Annotated in this window: 21 protein-coding genes and 1 pseudogene; 10 read left to right on the top strand and 12 right to left on the bottom strand. The window is 62.1% G+C overall.

The genetic code is table 11. The features are described from left to right. Positions 1-25: 25 nt before the first annotated feature. From A6B35_RS25095 to A6B35_RS25110, 4 genes are all read right to left on the bottom strand, one after another. Positions 26-1,234 (bottom strand): amino acid ABC transporter substrate-binding protein, encoded by a 1,209-nt coding sequence (locus A6B35_RS25095; protein ID WP_006201805.1) that lies wholly within the window; start codon positions 1,232-1,234, stop codon positions 26-28. Positions 1,235-1,596: 362 nt separating this feature from the next. Beyond that, positions 1,597-2,853, bottom strand: a complete 1,257-nt coding sequence (locus A6B35_RS25100) for an NAD(P)/FAD-dependent oxidoreductase (RefSeq protein ID WP_006201804.1) — start codon at positions 2,851-2,853, stop codon at positions 1,597-1,599. A gap of 15 nt (positions 2,854-2,868) precedes the next feature. Then, positions 2,869-3,186, bottom strand: coding sequence for a 2Fe-2S iron-sulfur cluster-binding protein (locus A6B35_RS25105; protein ID WP_006201803.1), 318 nt, complete (start codon positions 3,184-3,186; stop codon positions 2,869-2,871). Between the two features lie 11 nt (positions 3,187-3,197). Next, complete coding sequence (locus A6B35_RS25110; RefSeq protein ID WP_006201802.1) at positions 3,198-4,379, bottom strand: cytochrome P450; 1,182 nt, start codon at positions 4,377-4,379, stop codon at positions 3,198-3,200. 101 nt (positions 4,380-4,480) lie between these two features. Here A6B35_RS25110 and A6B35_RS25115 point away from each other — a divergent pair, with 101 nt between their 5' ends. After that, positions 4,481-5,431 carry a LysR family transcriptional regulator gene (locus A6B35_RS25115; protein WP_100084771.1) on the top strand — a complete coding sequence of 317 codons (951 nt, stop codon included), beginning with the start codon at positions 4,481-4,483 and terminating at the stop codon, positions 5,429-5,431. Positions 5,432-5,520: 89 nt separating this feature from the next. Here A6B35_RS25115 and A6B35_RS25120 read toward each other — a convergent pair whose 3' ends face one another. Both A6B35_RS25120 and A6B35_RS25125 read right to left on the bottom strand, forming a co-directional pair. Beyond that, entirely contained in the window at positions 5,521-6,063 is a 543-nt protein-coding gene (locus tag A6B35_RS25120; RefSeq protein ID WP_006201800.1) for a cupin domain-containing protein, read from the bottom strand. A 62-nt stretch (positions 6,064-6,125) separates the two neighbouring features. After that, positions 6,126-7,247 (bottom strand): alcohol dehydrogenase catalytic domain-containing protein, encoded by a 1,122-nt coding sequence (locus A6B35_RS25125; RefSeq protein ID WP_085983157.1) that lies wholly within the window; start codon positions 7,245-7,247, stop codon positions 6,126-6,128. Positions 7,248-7,542: 295 nt separating this feature from the next. Here A6B35_RS25125 and A6B35_RS25135 point away from each other — a divergent pair, with 295 nt between their 5' ends. The 5 genes from A6B35_RS25135 (at position 7,543) to A6B35_RS25155 (ending at position 12,999) form a co-directional block, all read left to right on the top strand. Further along, positions 7,543-8,388, top strand: a complete 846-nt coding sequence (locus A6B35_RS25135; RefSeq protein WP_040582659.1) for a fumarylacetoacetate hydrolase family protein — start codon at positions 7,543-7,545, stop codon at positions 8,386-8,388. 80 nt (positions 8,389-8,468) lie between these two features. Continuing rightward, positions 8,469-9,368: a VOC family protein gene (locus A6B35_RS25140; protein WP_244425917.1), complete on the top strand. Its 900-nt coding sequence runs from the start codon at positions 8,469-8,471 to the stop codon at positions 9,366-9,368. Positions 9,369-9,468: 100 nt separating this feature from the next. Continuing rightward, positions 9,469-10,350: an alpha/beta hydrolase gene (locus A6B35_RS25145; RefSeq protein ID WP_006201795.1), complete on the top strand. Its 882-nt coding sequence runs from the start codon at positions 9,469-9,471 to the stop codon at positions 10,348-10,350. A gap of 32 nt (positions 10,351-10,382) precedes the next feature. Beyond that, positions 10,383-11,420, top strand: coding sequence for an Ldh family oxidoreductase (locus A6B35_RS25150; protein WP_006201794.1), 1,038 nt, complete (start codon positions 10,383-10,385; stop codon positions 11,418-11,420). A gap of 25 nt (positions 11,421-11,445) precedes the next feature. Then, positions 11,446-12,999 carry a bifunctional 3-(3-hydroxy-phenyl)propionate/3-hydroxycinnamic acid hydroxylase gene (locus tag A6B35_RS25155; protein WP_006201793.1) on the top strand — a complete coding sequence of 518 codons (1,554 nt, stop codon included), beginning with the start codon at positions 11,446-11,448 and terminating at the stop codon, positions 12,997-12,999. Positions 13,000-13,069: 70 nt separating this feature from the next. Here A6B35_RS25155 and A6B35_RS25160 read toward each other — a convergent pair whose 3' ends face one another. After that, positions 13,070-13,690, bottom strand: coding sequence for a TetR/AcrR family transcriptional regulator (locus A6B35_RS25160; RefSeq protein WP_065518275.1), 621 nt, complete (start codon positions 13,688-13,690; stop codon positions 13,070-13,072). 56 nt (positions 13,691-13,746) lie between these two features. Then, positions 13,747-14,103 (bottom strand): DoxX family protein, encoded by a 357-nt coding sequence (locus A6B35_RS25165; protein WP_244425865.1) that lies wholly within the window; start codon positions 14,101-14,103, stop codon positions 13,747-13,749. 282 nt (positions 14,104-14,385) lie between these two features. Between A6B35_RS25165 and A6B35_RS25170 the strand changes: the two genes are divergently transcribed. The 4 genes and pseudogenes from A6B35_RS25170 to A6B35_RS34705 all read left to right on the top strand — a co-directional run. Beyond that, on the top strand, positions 14,386-15,495 hold the full coding sequence (locus A6B35_RS25170; RefSeq protein WP_040582017.1) for an alcohol dehydrogenase catalytic domain-containing protein: 1,110 nt from the start codon (positions 14,386-14,388) through the stop codon (positions 15,493-15,495). A gap of 69 nt (positions 15,496-15,564) precedes the next feature. Then, positions 15,565-16,587, top strand: coding sequence for an amidohydrolase family protein (locus tag A6B35_RS25175; protein WP_006200177.1), 1,023 nt, complete (start codon positions 15,565-15,567; stop codon positions 16,585-16,587). A gap of 68 nt (positions 16,588-16,655) precedes the next feature. After that, a complete protein-coding gene (locus tag A6B35_RS25180; RefSeq protein WP_006200176.1) occupies positions 16,656-17,327 on the top strand; it encodes a 4-carboxy-4-hydroxy-2-oxoadipate aldolase/oxaloacetate decarboxylase in 672 nt (223 codons plus the stop codon). A 524-nt stretch (positions 17,328-17,851) separates the two neighbouring features. Further along, positions 17,852-18,013, top strand: a pseudogene (locus tag A6B35_RS34705) (JAB domain-containing protein); the annotation flags it as partial. A 12-nt stretch (positions 18,014-18,025) separates the two neighbouring features. Here the strand turns inward: A6B35_RS34705 and A6B35_RS25185 are convergent. From A6B35_RS25185 to A6B35_RS25200, 4 genes are all read right to left on the bottom strand, one after another. After that, entirely contained in the window at positions 18,026-18,877 is an 852-nt protein-coding gene (locus A6B35_RS25185) for an alpha/beta fold hydrolase (RefSeq protein ID WP_081482056.1), read from the bottom strand. A gap of 69 nt (positions 18,878-18,946) precedes the next feature. Next, on the bottom strand, positions 18,947-22,057 hold the full coding sequence (locus A6B35_RS25190) for an efflux RND transporter permease subunit (RefSeq protein ID WP_006200172.1): 3,111 nt from the start codon (positions 22,055-22,057) through the stop codon (positions 18,947-18,949). Beyond that, positions 22,057-23,121 (bottom strand): efflux RND transporter periplasmic adaptor subunit, encoded by a 1,065-nt coding sequence (locus A6B35_RS25195; protein ID WP_050900694.1) that lies wholly within the window; start codon positions 23,119-23,121, stop codon positions 22,057-22,059. The genes A6B35_RS25190 and A6B35_RS25195 overlap by 1 nt, the downstream gene beginning before the upstream one ends. 331 nt (positions 23,122-23,452) lie before the next feature. Beyond that, on the bottom strand, positions 23,453-23,911 hold the full coding sequence (locus A6B35_RS25200; protein ID WP_006200170.1) for a nuclear transport factor 2 family protein: 459 nt from the start codon (positions 23,909-23,911) through the stop codon (positions 23,453-23,455). Positions 23,912-23,914 lie beyond the last annotated feature (3 nt).

The raw sequence follows: 23,914 nt of genomic DNA on the forward strand, positions 1-23,914 counted from the left end.
CGCCAGGCCCCTGGGGAGGATCGGATCAGTTGCTGGGCCAGGCGGGCTTGAGCACCGGCGGCTGTGCGCCCTGGAGGTTGCCGGTCGCTCTGACGCCATGCACGACGCCGTCGCTCCACTGGCCAACGGTCCAGTTGTTGTTGTTGATGTTGTTGTCGAAATGGACATCGCCGATGACGGTCTTGAAGGTGCCTGTCTGGATTTCCTTGTTGAGCGCTTCCTTGTCCAGGCTCCCGACGTGCTCGACGGCCTGCTGCAGGATCTCCAGGCTGGCATAGGCCACCGGGCTCGCCCACCAGTCGGCTTCCTGACCGGTCGCCGCGAGGTGCTCCTTGCGATAGGCCTGGAAGACGGGGGCGCTCGCATTGACGCCGCCCATGATCAGGATGCCGTTGGCAGCAGCGCCAAAGCGCTTTCCATAAGCGTCGAGATTGCCGCCGACGCTGACGAAGAACGCCTTGACGTCGAACTTCTGCAACTGCGCCTGCTCGGTGAGAGCGAAGCTGTCGGGCGGATAGGAGTAGGCGACGAAGGCGTCGGGGTTCGCCGCCTTGGCGCTTGCTATCACCGGAGCGAGGTCCTGATTGCCGAGCGGATAGGAGGATTCGTAGACGATATCGAAACCGGCCTGCTTGAGCGCGGGCTTGCCGGTCTTGATCATCTCGAGGCCGAAGGCATCGGAGACATTGACCACCGCGACTTTGTTGCCGATCTTGCCGGCGTTGTGCAAATCCTTGAGCGTGCCGACGATGCCGTCGGCGATGCCCTGCGCCGGGCCGAGCGGCCAGAACGTGTTCGGCCAGCGCTTGACGAATTGGTCGAGATCGTTGGCATTGCCGGTGGAGACGATCTGCGGATAGCCATATTTCGCGATCAGCGGAGCGGTCGCGAGATTGAGGCCTGTCGAATATGGCGGGATGATCAGGTCGACCTGGTCCTGGGTGGCGAGACGCTGGATGTTCTTGACCGCCTCTTCCGGCGACGACTTGTCGTCATACTCGACGATCTCGATCGGCCGCATCTGATCGCCGACCTTGAGACCACCGGCCTTGTTCACCTTCTCGGCCCACAGCTTGATGTTCGGCCAAAGCACACCTGACGCGCCGCCCGCAAGCGGACCGGTCTTGGATGCGCTCACGCCGATTCTGACCGGGTCCTGCGCAAAGGCCGCGCCGAACGTGCCGGCCGCCAAGGCCGCCGAAAGCATGAGTACGTTGAAACTGCGTCGCAACATCGAAATTCCTCCCAGTTCTGGTTGTGTTGGCCTCCTCTCGCCTCCCAGCGAGTTGGTCGACCTCCCCTAGCGAAATTGCTTAGGTCATTTTCCTCCGATGATCCAGCAAATTTCGTAATAATCAGTATTTTCGTTATTTTTTTGAGTTGACGATTTTCCTTCCCGGGTCGCGACCCTGCGTGCCGCCGTTACCGACAACGCACCGCGGAACCATTTCCACGCCCTGCTATTAAGATACCAAATAGTATTCAGATACTTTTAGAATGTCAATGCCGACGAGCCGACTGAATCGGATGGCGATGGCTGGTGGTCTGGCGCTGGCAAGATGCAACCCTGCGCCGAGCCACAGCGCGGCCTCATCCTCAGTTGTTCGCCGGGGCCTCGAGTGCCTGCATCGGGTCCGCCACCAGAACGGGGTCGGGGCTGGCCGACGCGGCGAGGAAGCGCTTGCCGACCAGATAGTCGCGAGGAGCGTTCAGCCCATCGACCGCGACGAGACGTCCCTCGCGATAGTACCAATGCGACCGCCCGGGTCCCGCCCCCTGTCGGACAACAACCGTATCGCCTGGCCTGGACAGGCCCGCGATCTGCAGCTTGAGATCGAACTGATCCGACCAGAACCACGGCTTCGGTCTGTAGGGCTGGCGCGCGCCCATGATGTTGCGGGCGACGAGGTCGGCGCTGTCGATCGCATTGCCGACGCTCTCCATCCGCAGCCCACCGCCAGACAGGGAGAAGTTGGCACAGTCGCCGGCGGCCCAGATGAACGGATCGTCCGAGCGCCCGTACGCGTCGACGGCGATGCCGTTGTCGATGGCGAGACCCGCCCCGGCCGCCAGCGCCGTTTCCGGCATGCCGCCGATCCCCGCCACGACGACATCGGCGGCGATGATGGTGCCATCGCCGAGCCTGGCGCCGGCCACGCGGTCGGCGCCCAGCAACTCGCTCACCGCCTTGCCGACATGAAACGTCACGCCCCTGGAGCGGTGAAGCGCCTCGACCGACGCGGCCGTTTCCGCCGAGGCTACCCGCGCGAGCGGACGCTCGGCGGCTTCCACGACATCCACCGTCATGCCGAGCCCGCGCGCGACGGCGGCGATCTCGAGGCCGATGTATCCGCCGCCGATGACAAGGAGCTTGCCTCGCTTTTCGAGAGCCGGCCGTAGCGCATCGATGTCGGCGAGCGTTCGTATGGTGAAGATGCCCGCAAGGCCTCGTGAAATCGCCTGCGGCAGCTTTCGGGCGATCGCCCCGGTCGCGAGCACGAGACAATCGTAGGCAAGTATGGCGCCATCGGCCAGACACACGCGCCGCCGCGCACGGTCGATGGATGCAACGCGCGTTCCCAGTCGCAACGCGATCCGATTCCTTGCGTACCAGTCCTCCGCTTTCAGCTTCAGCCGGGCGCGCTCGAGTTCGCCGAGAAGATAGGCCTTCGACAGCGGGGGACGCTGGTAGGGAGCATCCGGCTCCTCCCCGACCAGGGTGATCGATCCCACGAAGCCGTTTGCCCGCAGCTTTTCTGCCGTGGACAGACCGGCCTGACCGGCGCCGACGATCACAATGCTGCTTTCGTTGCCGGGCCTGGCTGCGACGAGATGATCGATGTCGTGGGGCATGGCCGGCCTCAACCGCTAGGCGGACGGAATGCGGACGGAAACATTGTCCAGCATGTCGCTGACCCTGACCTGGCAGCTCAGCCGGCTTCCGGATTCGCGTGGCGCTTCGGCGAAGTCCAACATGTCGTTTTCATGCTCGCTGATCGGTCCGAGCGCCACCATGATTTCCTCGGGAAGCACGACATGGCATGTCGCGCAGGCCGCCGAGCCGTTGCATTCGGCGATGATGCCGGGAACGCTGCTTTCAAGCGCGGTCTCCATCAAGGTGCGGCCGTTCTGGGCCTCGACGGCGAGTTCGGCGCCGTCCGCGAGCAGGAACCTGATCGTTGGCATGTCTCTCTCCCTCAAGCGTCCCAGACAACGGGCATGTGCGTGGGGCCACGAAACACCCAGCCCCGGACGCGGACGAGTTCCGGATCCTTGAGCCTCAGATTGCGCAGCCGCTCGAACACCATCGGCACAACGATCTGGCTCACCAGTGCGCGCGACACCCACGTGCCGGCGCAGAAATGCGATCCGGCGCCGAACGCCAGGTGGGACTTTTTCTCCCGGAAGACATCGAACTTGTCCGGATCGCTGAAACGGCGGTCGTCGTGGTTGGCCGCGCCGACGCACAGACCCACCTGCTCACCCTTGTGGACCAGCGTGCCCGAGATCTCCGTGTCGCGGGTCAGGCGGCGAGGATACATGCCGATCGGCGAGATCCAGCGCACCGCTTCCTCGAAGGCCTGCCCCCAGAGTGAAGGCTCGGCGCGAACGCGCGCGAGTTGGTCCGGGTTCTGCAGCAGCCCCAGGATCAGCGTCAGGATCGAGTCGCGGGTCTCGTTCAGCCCGCCGCCGATCGCGACCTTGATGTTGGCGTAGATCTGCTCGACCGTCTGCGGAGGATCGGCCTGAAGCATCGATGACAGCATCGAAGGATTTGGATTGGCCCGATGATGGGGAAGCATCCTGTCCACGGCGCTCTCGACGCCGCTGGCTGCCTCCCTCGCCTTGCGCGCGATCTCCGGGTCGTGCGAGTAGTTGCCGGAACCGTCGATGAGCGATTGCGACCACAGCGCCATCGTCTGCCAGTCGACGCCGTCGAAACCCAATATGTCGGCCAGCGCGCGTGCCGCGATCGGCGCGGCGAGCTCCTCGAAAAGCTCGGCCTCACCCTTGTGCTCGATCTGCGAAATGACGTCATCGCAGATGACTTGCATGGGCTCGGCCCAGCAGCGCTTGACGACGCCGGGACGCAGGCTCGGATCCATAGCTGCCCTTTCGCGGGCATGGTCCTCGCCGTCCTTGCGCATCAGATTCGGCCCGATCACCGTGTTCAGCAGCGACTGCGGATTGATGGAGGAAAACGTCTCGGGGTCGCGTTCGATAGCCATGATGTCGTCGAAGCGCGTGACCATCATGATGTTGGCCGCGTCGACCTTGACGACCGACCCGAGGTCGCGGACGCGCTTGAAAACCGGATACGGATTGGCAAGCAGCTCTTCGAACGTAACGTCGTCGACCACTTTCACGGCTTCGCTCATGATTTCCTCCCTGTCGGCAGACGAGGTACGAAATCGAGGTGTATTCAGCAATGCGATGGGTTAAATGGAGGTCATCGAAAATTTGCATGGAGGTGAAGGTCATGCTTTCCGACGAACTTGCCAGTGTAGACCTCGCCACGCTGCAGACGCTTGTCGCCGTGCAGGACCGCGCCTCGTTTTCCGACGCCTCCCAGCTTCTCGGCGTCAACCAGTCCACCATAAGCTACGCCATCAAGAGGCTGCGAAAGGCCTTCAACGATCCGCTGTTCGTCCGCCAGGGCAATTCAATCGTGGCAACCGATAAAGGTGAACAGCTCGCCCAGCAGGCGCGCGGCATCCTTGAGCAGATGGCCGCGCTTTCTTCGCCGTCGGGTTTTGACCCAGCCACGGCCGAAGGAAGCGTGACGGTTTCCTGCAATCACCACGAGCGCATGTTCGTCATTCCCGACTTCGTGCGCCGGGCGCAGAAGGAGGCGCCGAAAGCGACGATCCACATCTTCGAATCCGCTGTCGACGGCAAGCAGCAGTTGAAGCAGAACACGTGCGACATCGTGCTTGGACCGGTCGCGATCCTCGGCGACATCTACTACCGCAGGAAACTGTTCACCGATCACTACGCCTGCGTCATGGACCCGGCGCACCCGTTGGCGCAGGGAACGCCGACGCTCGACCGCTACTGCGCCGCGCGGCATGTCGCCGTCACGCACAATGGGCGTTGGGAGGCTCTCTACTTCGCCGCGTTGCGCGCAACAGGCATCGAACTCCAGCCGGAAGTCACCGTGTCGAGCCACGACATATTGGAACGGCTCATTCCAGGCTCGCAGCTGGTGGCGACGATTCCGTATCGGCTGGCGCGTCGGCTGTCGGACAGACTCGCCCTGCGGCCTTTCCCGATGGACGTCTTCATCCAGGTCGACATCTACTGGACCGAGCGTACGCACCACTCCGGCCTGCACCGCTGGGCCCGCCAGATATTGGCCGAGGTTGCCGAGAAGAACCTCGGCGGCGGTGACGTGCACAAAGGAGGCGACCGCCTCACTGGCGGACGGTAGGCACCGAGCAGAAGAGACCGGTGCCGCATAAGGGCAGCACGGGCCAACCACGCCGCATGGGCGGCCTGCCCGCCCTAAAGTGACGCCGCCTAAGCTGTCTTCGCGCCGAGCATGACGACCGAAACCGTCACCGGCTCGTCGAAGGGATTGCGCCAGGCATGCCGCGCGCCCTGCTGCACCACCGTATCGCCCTGCTTCAACTCGACGGTCTTGCCGTCGTCGAGTTCGAGGACAAGCCGGCCCTTGACGACGGTCACATAGTCGACCGTTGGCGTCTGGTGCATGCCGGGATTGTCCATCTCGAAACGCTCGGCGATGCCGGGCGCGGCCTTCAGGTGCTCCGGACCTGCCAGCTCGGGCTTCCAGTCGGGCGACATCATCACGCTGTCCGGGGGAAAGGTGATCATCCAGAACACCGAGCCCCCGACCGAAGCGAGCATTGTGCTCTCGCCCGCCATCGGATCGGCGCTGTCCCGTTTGGCCAGATCCGGCGTCCCGTCGATCCTCCACTGCGGAGACGAAACGAAACCGGGCGTGTGCTGAAGCGCCATCTCGCGCGGCGAAGCGCCGTCGCTGATGAATACCGATTTTCCGGCGGCGTTCTTGCCGGTTACGACGCGGCGAATGTTCATGTCTTGATCCTCCCAGAATAATATGGATACCATTCGGTATCAGCATACCATAAAGTACGCAATTACGGATGGATTACAAAATTCGAGAACCCGCCATGACGCTGGGCGATGCCCGAAATGGCCTCATTGACCTTGTCCATCGGCGTCGCATGGGTTTCCAGGAGGTCGAAGCTGACCTTGCCGATCCCGACGAGGTCAGCCATTTCCTGGCCCTCGGATGTCGTCAGCCATGCCGAACCGATAAGACGCTGGTTGCGGTCCATCATCATGTGCACGTCGATGGGAACGGCGCCCATCACAGCGCCGATGTCGACGGCGATACCGCCGCGGCGCAGCGCCCTGAGACCCGCCAGGAAAGGTTCTTGCGGCGTGCCCGGCCCGTTGCAGTCGATGAAGGCGTCGACACCCTCGCTGTGGGCCGTCCTGGAACGGGCCCATTCGTCTGCAGGTCCGTCCTCCAGCGAATGCGTCTCGATGATGCCGGGGGCAAGCGCTTCGATCTCCTTCAGCAGCTTCCTGTCGCGACCGGTGCCGAGAATTTTCTTGACCCCGAAGGACGGACCGAACACCGCGATCGAAATGCCGAGCGTGCCCGAAATGCCGTTGACAAGAACCGTGTCGCCGGGGCCGACCTCCGCCTTCTTCAGAGCGGAATAGCCGGTGCCCATGTAGCCGAGCCGTGCCGCCTGGTCGAAGGTCATATTGTCGGGAAGCGCCACGATCGCCGATGCCGGCGCGGCCATGTACTCGGAAATGCCGCCGACCGGGTAATCTTCAAATGTCTGCAGCGCGTCGTGGCTGAAGCCGAAATACCCCTGGAAGGCATAGTGACGGCAGGAGATCGTGTCGCCGCGCCGGCAATGGCGGCAAGAGCCGCAGGAGCGCCCCGGATTAACGTAGACGCGATCCCCGGGCTTCAGAGCGTGGACCTGGCTGCCGACCGCAGCAATCTCGCCGGTCGGGTCAAGACCAAAGATCGCTGGCAGCGGCGGCTGCGGCATGTGGGGGAACCAGGTCGGCCACATCGCCAGGATGTTGGCGAGGTTCGGCACGATGCCGCACGATCTGACGCGAACGAGCACGTCCATCGACCCAAGCTTCGGGACCGGCACTTCCTCGATCCTCAGCTGGCCGCCGATCTCGTGCATGCGCGCGGCCTTCATCGTCTGCGGAATTGCTGTCATGTCGATACCTCCCGTTCGCTCAAACCAGTGCATGCCGAGCTTCTCGTCGCGCACATGGGCCTCCTCCCGAGGCCAGATCGGTGGTCGCACAGTTTTTTCGAAATATCAATCTTTTTTCGTAACTTTGTAGTGATGACGAAGACTCGGCACCGCGCCGAGGCGGCGGTTAGGCCATTTCGCTTCGAGATCGACGAGCTCTGCCGCCTTCTTCCGACGGCTTGCCTATTTTCGAAAATCCGGTTTACTCCGAGCCAGAAGTACCTGCTTTCAGCGTACGTCCCAAATGGGTGAGCTTGTGAAATTCGCTTCCTTCGTTGAACGCAACGGTGCCGGCTACGGAATTGTTGACGGTGAAATGATCCTGCGGCTGGATTCCATTCCCGATGCACCACCGGATCTGAAAACCTATCTCGGCATCCGCTTTCCCGACCTCGCTCCCCGCGAACGGGAGTTCGAGACCTTGCCACTCGCCGACGTCAAACTGCTTCCTCCAATTCCCAACCCAGGCAAGATCTTCTGCGTCGCCACCAACTTCCACGAAGACGGCAAACCGGCGCCGCAGTTCCCGCTGCTGTTCATGCGCCACGCGGAAGCGCAGACCGGCCATGGAGGCGCCATCCTGAAGCCAGCGGTTTCCGACAGGCTGGATTTCGAAGGCGAGCTGGCGGTGATCATCGGTCGCCGCGCCCACAAGATCGCGCCCACTGAGGCTATGGCATATGTCGCCGGCTATGCCTGCTTCAACGAGGGCAGCGTACGCGACTGGCAGAAACACTCGACCCAGTTCACGCCCGGAAAGAACTTCTATCGCAGCGGCGCGTTCGGCCCCTGGATGGTCTGCACGCGCGAGATTCCGAACCCGGCGCGTCTCCGCTTGGAGGCCCGGGTCAATGGCGTGACAAGGCAGTCGATCGCGATCGACCGCATGATCTTCGATATCCCCTGGCTGATCTCCTACATCTCGACTTTCGCCCCGCTCGACCCTGGCGACGTTATCGTTTCGGGAACGCCATCAGGCTTCGGCGCAAGCCGCAATCCGCCGGAGTTCCTTTTCCCTGGCGATGAGGTCGAGATCGAGATCCAGGGCATTGGAACGTTGCGCAATACGGTGGCCGCGGACGACTCTCCAAATATTTCGTAATAATTTATATTTTTCGAAAATTGTTGATCTTGAGCTGAGTTTGCTCTAAGGAAGCCGTCAGCCGCAGGAGGAGAATGGTGATGCACCTGGTGTTTGGGATCGGTCACATAAAGCTGAATGTCCGAAACGTAGCGGCCATGGTGCACGACTCGACGGAGATCCTCGGTTTGCGGGTGACCAAGCAGGCGGCCGGCGAAACTTGGCTCAGTTCGAATGGCCGCAAGGCCGAGCTCGTTCTTCTCGAATCCGATGAGAACTCCTGCCACACGATCGGATTGGAAGCCCTGACGGCCGAGGCTGTGGCGGAAGCCGCCTCGCGCGTGGACGGCACCGGCTGCCGTGTCCTCTCGCGCGAACCCAGTCTGGCCTGCTGCGATGCCGGCGTGACCTTCGCAACGCCGGAAGGACTGCGCTTCGAGGTTCACACGCCGGCGCGCGACGACATGTACAATCCGCGCTACCCTACCAACGGCATCAAGCCGCGGCGGCTCGACCACATCAACCTCATCACGCCCGATCCGGTCGCCACCAGGCGGCAGCTCGCCGAGATCTGCGGCATGCAGCTCACCGAGCGCATGGTCAACGAAGCCCTGAGCTGGATGCATGGCGGCAACCGCCAGCATCACATTCTCGGGCTGGTGAAGGGCCCGGTCGGACTTCACCACTACTCCTTCGAATTCAGCCACTTCAGCGACTACTGTCGGCTGGGCGACATTCTCGACGGGTTCGACCGTCAGGTCCTTTGGGGGCCAGGACGCCACCGCCCGGGCGACAACACCTACGCCTACTACCTGGATGCCAGCGGATCGATCGTCGAGTGCTCCGGCGCCATGCACACGGTAGCCGACGACGCCCACTTCGTGCCGAACGTCATCACCAACCTGGAGCGGCCAGGAAACGTCCGCCAGATGAATGTCTGGGGTTCTCCCGCCCCCCAGGAATGGCGCGAGCACCATTTTCCATTCGCCAGGATCGACTGATCGGGAAGGCGCGAGGACTGGCGGCGATTCGGCACACAGTACAAGGAATCAACGCGAAGCGGCTCCACCGGTGGGGCGCTGCTTCCGATAGGAGATTGCCATGCAGGAAAAACTGACGTTCTTGTCCGACGGCCTGAAACTGTCGGCGATTCTGCACATTCCCGACAGCCACCGTCCCGGACAGAAGCTGCCGGCGTTCATCGTCTGCCACGGCTTCGTCGGTTCCAAGGACGAGTCGCACGCCCAGATCCAGGCGGAGATGATGGAAGCGTTCGGCTACGCCGCGCTCCGCTTCGACTTCCGATGCTGCGGCGAGAGCGAAGGCGAGCGCGCCCAGGTGCGCTGCTTCGACCAGGTCGCTGACGCGAAGAACGCGCTGACCTTCCTCGCCGGGCGTCCCGAGATCGACCCGAAGCGAATCGGCATCACCGGCCACAGCTTCGGTGCAGCGGTTTCGGTCTATACAGCCGGGGTCGACGAGCGGTTCGCCTGCGTCATCTCCTCATGCGGCTGGGGTCACGGCGAGCGGAAGTTCCGCGGCCAGCACCCGACACCGGAAGCCTGGGAGCGTTTCATGGGCCTGCTCGAGAAGGGACGAGAGCACAAGCGCGCGACGGGCGAGAGCATGTGGATCTCGCGCTTCGACGCCGTGCCGATCCCGGAAAAATTGCGCAAGAACCTGTCGCCCAAGGCGATCATGGAAATCCCGACCGAGACGGCATGGAGCATGATGAACTTCAGGGCGGATGACGTGGTGGCCAACATCGCGCCGCGGCCGGCCCTGTTCTTCCACACCGCCGACGACATCATCACGCCGACCGAGCAATCCATCCGCCTGTTCGAGAAGGCCAGGCAGCCAGCCGAGCTGATGCTGATCACGGGCACCGCCCATTTCCCGCTCGCCCCGGAGGACGCGCCGCGCACTAGGATGATGATCAAGGGCTGGCTCGACAAATTCTTCCCGGCAACGCCGGTCGCTTGAGGTCAGCACAGCCAGACCAGGAGACATCAGGCATGCCCGTCGCCCAGGAAACCGAACTAACCGATTTTGCCACTGCGCTCCTGCATGCTGCCGGCTATACGCCGGATGAGGCGGCACAGACCGCGCGGCTGCTGGTGTGGGCGAATCTGCGCGGCGCGGATTCGCACGGTGTTCTCAGGATCCCGCGCTACGTCGAGATGATCAAGACCGCCGTCGTCCGCACCGGTCAACAGCCGAAGCTGATCCGGGAATTCGGAGCGACCTGCGTGTTCGACTACGGAAAGGCGCCGGGCGCCGTCGCCATGATGCATGCGGCCGGCAAGGCCGGCGATCTGGCGGAAAAGTTCGGCATCGGCTGGTGCAGTGCGCGCGCCATTTCGCATGCCGGCGCAATCGGCTACTTCACGACCCAACTGGCCGGCCGCGGCCTCATCGGCATCGCCATGACGGCGTCGAGGCCGCTCATGAGCTACTTCGGCGCAAAGGGCGAGGCCCTGTCGACGAATCCCCTATCTATCGCCGTTCCGCGGCCTGATGGCGCCGATCCGATCGTGCTCGACATGTCCACGGCCGCCGTCGCGCTCGGCAAGATCATGGCGGCGAAGGATTCCGGCAACCCGATCCCCAAGGGCTGGGCCATCGACGCCAACGGCGTCGAAACGCAGGACCCGCATGCGGTGGCAGCCATACTGCCGATGGCCGGCCCAAAGGGATCCGGCCTGTCGTTGATGATCGAAGTTCTGTCGAGCGTGCTGGTAGGCAACGCCGTCATCGCGCCGTTCCTGCGCGGCGAGAAGAATGGCGGCTTCAATGGCCTTATGCTTGCCGTCAATCCGGCGGCCTTCGGCGACACACCGTCCTTTCTCGCCTCGGTGGAAAGCCTCGCCGGCACGATCCATGCGCTCGATCCGGCAGCCGGCTCCGATGGCGTGAAACTACCCGGCGAACGCGGCTTCCAGACCGGGCGGGAACGCATGGCCAACGGCATCCCGCTGGCGAAGGGCACCGCCAGGAACCTCGCCGATGCAGCCGTACGGCTCGGGCTTGCGGTGCCGGCTTTCCTGCAGTGATGCCGCGCGACAGGGGTATCCCTAGATGACGCAGAATGAAGCGGACGTCGTGGTGGTCGGGCTCGGCCCGGTCGGCATCACCTTGTGCAATCTTCTTGCGGCAGCAGGAGTTCGGGTTGAAGGCATTGACGCCGCTGACGACGTCTACGCACTGCCTCGCGCAATCGGCATGGACCACGAGGTGATGCGGGTCTTCCAGAACATCGGCGCGGCCGACGCCATTGCCGCGGCGACGGGCCAATATCGCGCCTCGGAATACAGATCCGCTGACGGTGTCGTGTTGCGCCGGTTCGAGTCCCCTGCCGAGCCCTACCCGCTTGCCTGGCCACCCTATATGACCTTCCTTCAGCCGGAGCTCGAACGGGCTCTGCGCGCCAACGGCAAGCGGTTCCCCAACCTGACGCTGCGCACGGGGACGGAACTCGTCAGCCTTGAGAACCCCGAAAGACCCGTCCTGACGCTGCACGACAAGGTGAGCGGCGATCGCTCAAAGCGCACCCCGCGCTATGTCGTCGGTTGCGACGGCGCAGCGAGCTTCGTCAGGCGCAGGCTGGGCGTCGCGATGGAGGACCTCGACTTCGACGAACCCTGGCTCGTGGTGGACATGATACTGGAGGACGGGCACGTCCCATTGCCGGAGACCAACGTCCAGTTCTGCGATCCCGCGCGCCCGCACACATATGTTTGCGGGCCCGATCGGCTACGACGCTGGGAGTTCATGATCCTACCCGGTGAAAATCCGGTGGAGATCAACCGACCGGAACGGATCTGGCAGTTGCTCTCGCCCTGGCTTCGGCCGGACCAGGCCAGGCTTTGGCGCTCGGCGACCTACAACTTCCACGCTCTTGTTGCGCGGCAATGGCGGGTGGGCAGCGTCTTTCTTGCCGGCGATGCCTGCCACATGACCCCGCCGTTTCTCGCGCAGGGAATGGTGCAGGGCATCAAGGATGCAGCCAATCTTGCATGGAAGCTGACCCATGCGATCGGCGGTGGACCGGAGCGCCTGCTCGGCACTTACCAGGCCGAGCGCAGGCCGTTCATACGCGAAGTTATCGAGATCACGAAACGACTGGGAAAAGTCATCTGCGAGTTGGACCCAGGCAAAGCCCGCGCCCGCGATGCCGAGATGGTTGCGGCCATGCACACGGGCCAAGGTGTCCAGGTCCGGCAGAACCTCTTTCCGCCCATCCGTCATGGACTTGTCGGGTCATCTACAGCTGGGGCCGGCGAGCCCTGTCCACAGCCGTGGGTCGTCGGGCCCTTCGACCGAATGCGGCTCGACGACGCTTTGCCGCCCGGGTTCCAGCTTCTCATCACCGGCGATTTGGATCCCTCCCCCGACCTTCTAGACACGTCGCGCGAGGCAGGCGTTGCCGTGCATCGCGTGGTGCAGGAGAGGTCCTATCCTTCGCTGTTGGTGGAAGAAGACCGCGTGCTCGCGGACTGGCTGGCCTCAAAGGGTGCACGCGCTGTTCTGGTGCGGCCCGACCATGTGGTTTTCGGTACGGCCGCTGATGCAGGGGAGGCAGAGCAACTCGTTCATCAAATGCAGACGATGCTGGCAGCAACCGACCAATGATGCGTCGCGTGCGCCGTGCCGACCTCGGGTGCGAGCCAGACCGGCCGGGTGCCCTCTGAAGCGGCGCACCCTATGCGCGGGCGGCGGGCCGCTTCATGTGCCTGTAGAGATGCGCCTCGTGCATCGAGGTGAGCGTGGCCCTGACCATTTCTCCCGGCGAATCGTCCTTCATGAAGCTGGAGAGGCCGCCGTAGATGAGTTCGAGAACGACGCCGCCCACATAGAGTGGTTCGATATCGGAACCGCCGTAGGGGAAAAGCTTTCCGGACAGCAACTTGCCCAGGCCCTCCCACTGGTCCTTGAACAAGCGCAGATGCCGCTCTTCCAGTGTGTTGTCCCGGCGGGCGATCCGCAGCAGGTCGATGGCAAGCGTTCCCCAGCGCTTGTCCTTCGCCCGCTGGTTGGCCCAATCGCACATCGCGTCGATGATCTCTTTCGGGTCATCGTAGCCGTCAAGTAGGCCGGTGAGTTCGACCACGTCGCCGCCCGCATGGCGTTCAAGCAGTTGAAGGAATATCTCTTCCTTTGTGGCGAAGTTCGAATAGAAGGCGCCCTTCGAATATCCGGCCTCTTCCGCGATGCGTTCGATGGTCGCGCCGGAGTAGCCGTCGCGAGCCACGACCTCGCTCGCCGACAGCAAAAGCTTCTCGCGGGTCAGAGCCTGGCTCTGTTCGCGTGTCAGTCGTGCCATCTTCTGTCCTTCCAGCCCATTATCTGGATACCTTTGGTATCCGAATCGACCGAAGGTTAGAGGGCCGAAACAATACAGGCAAGCGCCCAGAAAATCGGGTATTCGGGGCCCATCAGCTGCCAGCGCCAGCGCGGGCCATTGATGCGCACCACCGCATACGCCGCCCCCAGCAAGACAGCCACGGCGCATGCTGCGGCCCATCGCGGATGGATGTTGAACACCATTCCAACGGCGGCAAGAACCTCCAGTACTATCGTCAGCACGATGAAAGGCTTTCCAGGCTTCAGTCCGGCGGCCTCGAACGTCTTCGTCGCCTTTTCGAAGTTCCTTATCTTTCCGACGAGATGCGGAAGGAACCAGAGGCCGCACAGAATGCGCAGAAGATCGATTGGCGTTAGCGTAAACTCCAGCACTGATCCCTCCGTGTAGGACGCTGAACAGGCCTTCGATGCCTTCATCTGTCCTTGTTGCCTGGATGGCGCGACGTTCTCTCGTTGAGCGAGCGAAGTTCGTGCTGCGAAAGCGTTCGTCGCCGGGCCGCAACCGGCCGGCGTATGCCGAAATCTCCTGCAAATGCTGTCGTCAGTGGAAATCGGCTCTTGCGTCACTCAATCCAGATACTATACGGTATCTGAAGTCCGATGAGAATGTCAATGAGGCATCTCCGCGAACCGACATATTGGGAGGAACAGACGATGACGATCATGATGCGGGCGGCACGGCTGCATGCCGTGAACGAGCCGATGCGTGTCGAGCAAGTGGCGAAGCCGGTGGCGTCCGGAACGGACGTGGTCGTCGAGGTCAAGGCCTGCGGGATGGTGCCCAACCTCGCGAACGTGCTGAACAACTGGGAAACCTGGTACCCTCATCAGCCGCTGCCGACGAAGCCGGCGATCTTCGGCCTCGACCCGGCGGGCATCGTGCATCAGGTCGGCAACCAGGTCGTGGCGATCAAGCCTGGCGACCGCGTGTACGTCAATCCGCTACGCTCCTGCGGCGCATGCCATGCCTGCGTCAGCGGCCATCAGGCGAAGTGCGAGTACTTCACCTTCAATGGCTACTTCGGCTTCAACAGGAACAGCCTTGAGATCTACAAGCGCTATCCGGAAGGCGGCTTTGCCCAGTTCATGTGTGCGCCCCAGAATTCGATCATCAAGATCCCCGACAACATGACCTTTCCGCAGGCCGCCCGCATGGGTTACCTCGGGACATCCTATTCCGCGATCAAGAAGTTCGGCATACCGACCGGCAAGTCGCTGATCATCAATGGTGCGACAGGCACACTGGGCGTCGGCGCCACTCTGTTCGCTCTCGCCATGGGAGTCTCGACCATCTACGCGGTGGCCCGCGGCAAGCCCCTGCTCGAGCGGCTGAAACAGCTAGCCCCGAACCGGGTCCAGATATTCTCCAACCAGGTCGGTAAGGTCGCCGACTGGGTCCGCTCGCAGACCAACGGTCTTGGCGCCGACTTCATGCTCGATTGCCTCGGCGCGGTCGCCGACGTCAATGCCATGAAGGACGCCATGATGGGCGTCAGGCGCGGCGGCCGCATCGTCAACATCGGCGGCACCGGCAGCGACATGCTGTTCAACACCAAATGGTGGATGGACAATTCGATGGAGCTGATCGGCTCGGCTTGGCTAAGTACGGCCGAGGGCATGGAGATCGCCGAGATGGTCCGCTCCGGCACGATCGATCTCTCGGTGCTGGAGGCCAGGACGTATCCGCTCGAGCAGATCAACGAGGCCATCAACGGTGTCGCTTCCGGTGACGGCGGCTTCACCAACTACGTGCTCGAACCGTAGGCGTGGCAATCGGCAGCGGCGGACTTCAGTGTCCGCCGCTGGCCGGATCGCGTCGCGAAGAGAATCGAAATGATCATTGACTGCCACGGCCACTACACGAGCGAACCGCAAGACCATCATGCCTTTCGCAAGGCGCAGGTCGAGTTCGTCGAGGGCACGCGCGACGCAAAGCCCGCCTATCCCGGCATTGCAGACGACGTGCTGAGGGCAACGATCGAACAGAACCAACTGCGCCTGCAGCGCGAACGAGGCTCCGACGTGACCATCCTGTCGCCACGGGCTTCGGGCATGGGCCATCATATCGGCAGCGCCGAGACCAATGCCGAGTGGTCGCGCATATCCAACGACTTGATCGCCCGCATCGTCGACATGTTCCCGGCCAACTTCGCCGGCGTATGCCAGCTGCCGCAATCGATGAGCGGCGACCTGAAGCCGGTCCTTGCCGAGCTCGAGCGCTGCGTCGTCGAACTCGGCTTCGTCGGCTGCAACCTCAATCCCGATCCGTCCGGCGGCTTCTGGTCGGCGCCGCCGATCCACGACCGCTACTGGTACCCGCTGTTCGAAAAGCTGGTCGAGCTGCAGGTGCCGGCCATGATTCATGTCTCCGGCTCCTGCAGCGCATGCCTGCATACGACCGGCGCGCACTACATCAATGCGGATACCGCCGTGTTCATGCAGCTGATCCAGGGCGACCTGTTCAGCACGTTTCCCGATCTCAAGCTGATCATTCCGCATGGCGGCGGCGCCGCGCCCTACCATTGGGGACGCTATCGCGGCCTGGCGATGATGTTGGACAAGCCCGGACTGGGCGAGCACCTTCTGCGCAATGTCTTCTTCGACAGCTGCGTCTATCACCAGGCAGGCATCGACACGCTGTTCCGCGTCGTTGGTACGGCCAACATCCTGTTCGGGTCCGAATTGCTCGGAGCGGTCAAGGCTATCGACCCGGAAACCGGCTTCGACTTCGACGACACGCGGCGCTACATCGATGCGCTTTCGCTCGGCGAGGCCGAGCGGCGGGCCGTGTTCGAAGGCAATGCCCGCAAGGTCTATCCGCGGCTTGATACGCGGCTGAAGGCGCAAGGGCGCTAGGCCGCCCAATGAGCACAGTTCGGGCGCGGCGCCAGACGCAGTACCTCATCTTTCCAGGAGAACAACCTATGGCCAAAGTCGTCACCAAGACCGAGCGCACGCCTCTCGAGATATGCGAGGCACTTGGCCAGCTTGGCGTGGCCACGGTCCATGAGGCGCAGGGTCGGACGGGCCTGCTCGCTGCTCGGCTACGACCCATCTATGATGGCGCCAGGATTGGCGGCAACGCTCTGACGTGCGAAGTCGCGCCAGGCGACAACTGGATGATCCATGTCGCGCTGGAACAGGCGCGGCCAGGAGACGTCCTCGTCGTCACCCCGACATCGCCTTGCGAGGACGGCTATTTCGGCGACTTGCTGGCCGAGTCGGCCAAGGCGCAAGGCATCAGGGGCCTCATCATTGACGCTGGCGCGCGCGATGTCTCGACGCTGCGCGCCATGGCTTTTCCGGTCTGGTCGAGGGCGATCAGCGCGCAGGGGACCGTCAAGGAGACGCTTGGCAACGTCCAGGTGCCGATCGTCTGCGCCGGTGCCCACATCCGGCCAGGCGACGTGATCGTGGCCGATGACGACGGCGTGTGCGTGGTGCCGCGCGAAACCGCTGCAAAGATCCTCGAAATCGCCCGCAAACGTGAGGCGATGGAAGAAGAAAAGCAAAGCCTCTACGCTGCGGGCAAGTTGAGCCTCGATGTCAACGATATGCGCGAGCGCCTGCGACGCAAGGGCCTCATCTACGAATAGGACTACTCTGTCGGCTACGACCGACAAAGTACGCAATCCAAGCGCACTTATGCGACCCCGCTGAGCCGTTTTGTCAGTGATATGCCTTGTGATAGTCCCCCCGAAGAATCAGTGGAACGGTCAAAAGCCGCCCACAACATTCCCACTCGCCCGGAGTCGGTAGCCAGGGCGCCATCTGCCTGGAGAGTGAGATCAGGACGCCGAGTGATGGATCGCCTTGACATCCGAAAAGGCCTGGCAGCCCGTTTCATCGCCGGCTTGATAGCGGAATGTGGTGCTCTGTTGCTTTTCCAGAAGGGGGTTCGAGTCCACGTTTTGGGCCCGTTGATAAAAATATAAAGAAATCAATACATTAGACTGGTGTTTTGGTGGGCCCGGAGGACGTATTAAAATCCTTGATTTTATTGAGTTTTTCGTGGGCAAAAATAAGAAATCTTCCCGTATCGTTCCGCATGGTCCCGTGACGTCAAACAGTCGACTGGAGCGGTCCTATGTAGCAAACGCACCAGTGCTTTTGCTCCATAAGGCCGCAGTTCCGCATTCTGTTCCTAGACAAGAAGAACATGCTGATCGTCGACGAGGTGCAGCAGGTCGGCACCGTCGACCACACGCCGCCCTATCCGCGCGAGGTGGTCAAGCGGGCGTTCGAACTCTCCGCCACCGCGACTTATCCCCTGTCTCAATAAACCGGAACACTGCTAACCTTGAAACCAGCGATGCGCTTCTTGAGCCAGTCTGTCAGGGGCTTCGAGCGCCACAAAGTGGCCTACGCCTTCAAGCAAGACTTCTTGGTGCGCCGCCATAAAATAGTTCTCTTGGCCGCGTCGAGACTCAAGATTGATGCATCCGTCCTCAACGCCATGCACATACAGCAGCGGCGTATGAACCTTGTTGGCCGCCCGTAGTTGCTTGAGAGCTGGCAACGGCGGCCAGAACATCGCACGGTAATACATGACCGGCTTTGGCATACTTTGAGAGAGGCATTCTTTAATGATGTTCCATTGCGAGGCAGAGAGCGCATAGCCCGGAGACCAAGTCCGCCACAGCTTTTCTATCAGGGAGAAATTATTCCTTGACACGAAGTAATCAGCGAGGGGGCCTAGCTGGAAGAATAAAATATACCAGCTCTTTTTAAACTGACTTGGCTTTGTAACGATGCTCTTAAAAAAAACTGTCGGATGCGGCACAGAGGCGGTCACCGCCCGCAAGAACAGCTGCGGATACTGCGACAGCGTCAAGTAGGTAAGGGCCGCGCCCCAATCGTGCGCGACGATAAAGACCTTTTTGTTTGGAGAGATTGCGTCAATCAGACTCTTAATATCTTTGACGAGCTGTTCGGTTGTGATGGGGCCATCCAACGTGGAAGGCGCGTAACCTCGTAACCAAGGTGCGATCACTCGATAACCCAAAGAGGAGAGCTTGGTCGCGAAGTCGCTGAAGCTATGCGGCGTATCTGGGAAGCCGTGCAGACAAAAGACGATAGGAGCACCCTCTTCACCCCAACTTAAATAAGCGAAGCGCCCCTCTGAACAAGTAACAAATTGAGTCATTGAGAGATTGGTCCTTTAGGCCGAAAGGATACACCTGCTGGGCATCAAACGAAGCTCGACACCAGAGTCCTACTCGGTAGCCATTGCTGGTCGCAGTTCCGGCTCCTCCGTCGAAATCTCATGGGGCTCATCAGCAGTCGGCTTGATCCGGAACCACGCTGCGTAGAGCGCGGGAAGGAAGAGCAGGATCAGCACCGTGCCGGCCGCCGTTCCGCCGATCAGCGTATAGGCCATTGAACCCCAGAAGACGGAGTGCGTGAGGGGGATGAACGCGAGCACGGCGGCAAGTGCGGTCAGGATGACGGGCCGTGTGCGTTGCACCGTGGCCTCGATGACAGCGTGATAGTCATCAATGCCGGCAGCACGGTTCTCCTTGATCTGTTCGGTCAGGATCAGCGTGTTGCGCATCAGGATGCCGGCCAGTCCTATCATCCCCAGAATGGCGTTGAACCCAAAGGGTTGGTGGAAGGTGAGCAGCATCGGCACGACGCCGACAAGGCCAAGCGGTCCCGTCAGCACAACCATGAACATCGTCGAGAAGGATCGCACCTGCAGCATGATGACGATCAACATGGCGGCTATCATAGCCGGGAAGACCTTGCCCAGCGCGGTGTTAGCCTTTTCAGCCTCTTCGATAGATCCGCCCATTTCGATGCGATAGCCTACCGGAAGGGACGCGATCAGCGGCTGAAGGGCCTTCATGATCTGCTTGGAGACCTCCGGAGGCTGGGTCGCCTCATTGATGTCCGCGCGGATCGTGACAACGGGCGTGCGATCGCGGCGCTTCAGGATTGGCTCTTCCTGACGGATTTCCGAATGCCCGATCTGGTCGAGCGGAATCGAGCGGCCATCTCGGCTCACGAGTGAGAAATCCGCCAGACGCGCCGGATCCAGCCGCTCGCCACCGGCGCTGCGTGCCACGATGGGGACATTGCGGATGTCCTCGCGAACCTGCGTGACGGGGATGCCGGTGAGAAGGAATTGCAGTTGCTGAGCCACCTCCGCCGGCGAGAAGCCGATGAGGTTCAGTCGATCCTGATCCGGGACAAAGCGAAGCACGGGCGTGCGATTGCCCCAGTCGCGGTTGGCCTGTCGCACGTCCGGGACGCCCCGCATGATGTCGAGGGCCTTTTCGGAAATGTTGTAGAGTTGCGTGGCATCGGGTCCCATGACCCGGAACTCGACGGGGAACGGCGTGTAGGGGCCGAACACGAGCTGCGTAACGCGGACATTCGCCTCGGGCGCAAGCCCTTGCGTCACGGCCTCTCGGAGCCGGTGCTTCAAAGTCTCACGCGCCTCGGCGTCCGGGGTCAGCACGACGATCTTGGCGAAAGCGGGATCAGGAAGCTCCGGGGCCATTGCGAAGAAGAAGCGCGGAGCGCCCTGACCGACATAGCTCGTGACGATCTTGGCCTCGGGCTGGCTGTCCAGCCAATGTTCGAGCTTCTCGACCGCTGCGGTCGTTGTCTCGATGCTACCACCTTCCGGCAGGCGAACCTCCACCAGCACTTCGGGGCGGTCGGATGTCGGAAAGAACTGCTGTTTGATGCCCCCCATACCGACGACGGAAAGCGCGAAGGCGATGCCAACGATACCGCAGGTTGCAAATCTATGCCGCACGGCAAAGGTGATGAGCCGCCGCAAACGTCGATAGTTAGGCGTGTTGTAAATGGCGTGGTGACCGCCCTCGACCGGTTTGATCGCGGGCAGCATTTTGACGCCGAGATAAGGCGTAAAGACCACCGCTACGATCCAGGAGACGATGAGGGCGAACCCCACCACCCAGAAGATGTTGCCGGCGTATTCGCCGGCCGTCGAGCGCGCAAAACCCACCGGCACGAATCCGGCGATCGTCACCAGGGTTCCCGATAGCATCGGCGCCGCAGTGTGGCTCCATGCATAGGCCGCCGCCTCGATGCGGTCCATGCCCTCTTCCATCTTCACCACCATCACCTCGATGGCGATGATGGCGTCGTCCACAAGAAGACCAAGCGCCAGGATGAGGGCGCCGAGCGTGATGCGATCGAAAAACCGGCCTGTTTCCAGCATGATGAGGAACACGACGGCGAGCGTCAAAGGGACGGCGGCCGCCACGACGATCCCGACGCGCCAACCCATGCTGATCAGGCTGATCAGAAGCACGACGCCGAGCGCCATGGCGAACTTCAACATGAATTCGTCGACTGCCGAGGTAATGTTGACGGCCTGGTCGCTTACCTTGTCGAGCGTCATGCCGAGCGGCAGCGTTTGTGTGATCGCGGCAGTCCTGTCCTCCAGGGCTTTGCCGAGCGCGCGACCATCCCAGCCCTCCTGCATAACCGCTGCAAGCATGATGGTGGGCTCGCCCTGACGCCGGATGAGGTATGTGGGAGGGTCTTCATAGCCGCGGCTGACCTCGGCAATGTCGGAGAGCTTCAGCGTCCGCCCCGCAGCGACAATCGGCGTGTCGGCGATCGCCTGAACGCTGTCATAGGCGCCGTCGACCCGAATGAAGAGGCGCGGCCCCAGGGTGTCGATCGAGCCTGCGGGCGTGACGGTGTTCTGCCGCTGCAAGGCAGCGACGATGTCCTGTGCCGACACGCCGAGGGTTGCCAGTTTGGCGTAGGAAAACTCGACGAATATCTGTTCGGGACGTTCACCAAGGATGTTGATCTTCTTGACGCCGGGCACATGCAGGAGGTCCTGGCGGATCACCTCCGCCTGCCTCGCCAGTTCCCGCATCGGCATGCCTTTGGCCTTCAGCGCATAAAGGGCGAAGCTCACATCCGAATATTCGTCGTTCACGAAGGGGCCGAAGACGCCGGGCGGCAGGTTGCGGGCTTCATCCCCGAGCTTCTTGCGAGCCTGGTAGAACTCCTCCTGCACGAAAGATGGCGGTGTACTGTCCTTCAGCGTGACCGTCATATAGGCGTAACCCGGCCGCGTGGTCGTCTCCACCCGGTCATACCACGTCAGCTCCTGAAGCCGCTTCTCCAACGGTTCGGCGACCAGGTCCTGCATCTCGCGCGCCGTGGCGCCCGGCCACGCCGTCGTGACCGTCAGGGTCTTGATGGTGAAGTTCGGGTCCTCGGCCCGGCCGAGCATGAGAAAGGCGTAGGCGCCGGCAGCCACCAGCAGGAGGATAAAGAACAGGGTGACGGCGCGTTCGCGAACAGCGATCGCGGAAAGATTGAAGCTCATCAGTTGCTCCCGCTTTCAGAAGCAGTCCGGACGCGAGCGCCCTCCTGCAGGAGATGAGCGCCGAGCGACACAATGGGAACGTTGGAGTTCAATCCGGAGATCACGGCGGTTTCGCTGGTTACACGAACAAGCTGGACGGGCTGAAAGTGTACGGTTGAGGTGGCACTGTCCAACACCCAAACGCCGGTCTTTCGGCCGTCATCGAGCACGGCTCCCAACGGCACCTGGACCTCCGGCTGTTTCACCTGGTTTGCGAGCCGAATGGTGACCGTCGCACCAAGAGGTGCTGCGGCAGCCTCGCCGTCGAGCACATAGCGGGCCTCATAAGTGCGGGTCTGGGCATCGGCGGAGTCCGACAGCTGCCGGAGATGCGCTGAATAACGACGCTCGTCACCACCATACACGCTGGCCTCGGCTGCCGAGCCGATCGCCGGCCGGATCGTTTCGGGAAGCGCGACAACCGCTTCGCGCGGGCCGGACTTGGCGGTCCGGATCACGGGCTGGCCGGCAGCGACGACCTGCCCCGGCTCGCCAAGCGTTTCAACCACTGTTCCATCCGCGTCCGCCAACAGGACTGCATAGGCCGCCTCGTTCTCGGCGACCCGTGCGTCGGCTTCAGCGGCGGCAAGTTGCGCTTGGGCAGTATCCAACGCAGCCTTCGCCTGCTCGTAGCGCTGCCGTGGAACCCAACCGGCGCGGAGCAAGCTGGCGTAGCGCCGTTCATCCGGCTCAGTCTGAACGACTGTTGCACGCGCTGCCGCAACGGCATTGCGTTTCGCGGAAAGCGCAAGGCGCAGATCGGTATCGTCAATCCGCATCAGCGGCTGACCGGCTTTGACCTCCTGACCGACGTCTACCAATCGTTCCACGATCTTGCCGGGAACCCGAAAGCCGAGATTGCTCTGCACCCTCGCCGCGATGACTCCGGTGAAGCCGCGCTCTGATCCGGTCACTGGCGCTGCCGACACAAGTCTGACGAATGGCGCTTCCTGCCTTGGGTCGGTCACCAATGGAGCCTCCTGCGCAGGAGTAGCAAACGTGGCGAATGCCGCTGCCCATGACATCGCCGTCAGGGTCGATCCCAACAAGATAACGGTTCTCTTTTTCACGCTCGTCGCCTCATCTCAAAATAGATTTCATTCGACCGCTATACAGATTATAGATTACGAATGCAATCTAAAAAATGCGTGTGAGTCGCATTCAGGCTGCGAGACGGCGGCGCCCCCCGACGCGAGTTCAGGTGAGTCGATTCTCACAATCGAGGACCGGGAGGAACCGCTGATGGCAAATACGCATTTTCCGGGCCGAGGTGCTGGCGACCCCCAGCCAAGCGATGAGGGCCACGGGTAGCGCACCCACGGTCACATGACCCCGTGGCCTCTGATCGCGCTTCTGTTAGCTTACAATCTGTTCGGCGACAGCTTCTTCGAGGCCAGATGCACCTTGGGCGGCAAGACCGCGAGCCGCCGCTTGCGAATCGAAAAATTCCTCGATTGCATAGACTCTTCCCCATCGCAGGGTGAACATGTGGAGACCACGGTTGACGTACGACGTGTCGCCGTTGAGCAGCGTTGCGGTACCGTCCCACTGGGCAAACACGGTGGTATGCCACGGCCAGCCCTTCACCCAGATGTGGTTGACCGTGAGACGGAGAGTGGGCAGGACACGGCCGAAGCGCTGAAACCAGCGACGCAGAGCTTCTTTATCGTGGCGCTCACCGCCAAGTGCGTGGGCGCCGGAAACGCGGTGATGGACATGCGGCGCGAGTGCTTTCACCGCCGCATCCCAGCGATGGTTGTTGATGTGGTCGAAGCTCTGTCGGATCGATTTCTCGACGATATAACTGTATAGCATTTG

Source organism: Mesorhizobium amorphae CCNWGS0123, assembly GCF_001686985.1.
Taxonomy (GTDB): domain Bacteria; phylum Pseudomonadota; class Alphaproteobacteria; order Rhizobiales; family Rhizobiaceae; genus Mesorhizobium; species Mesorhizobium amorphae.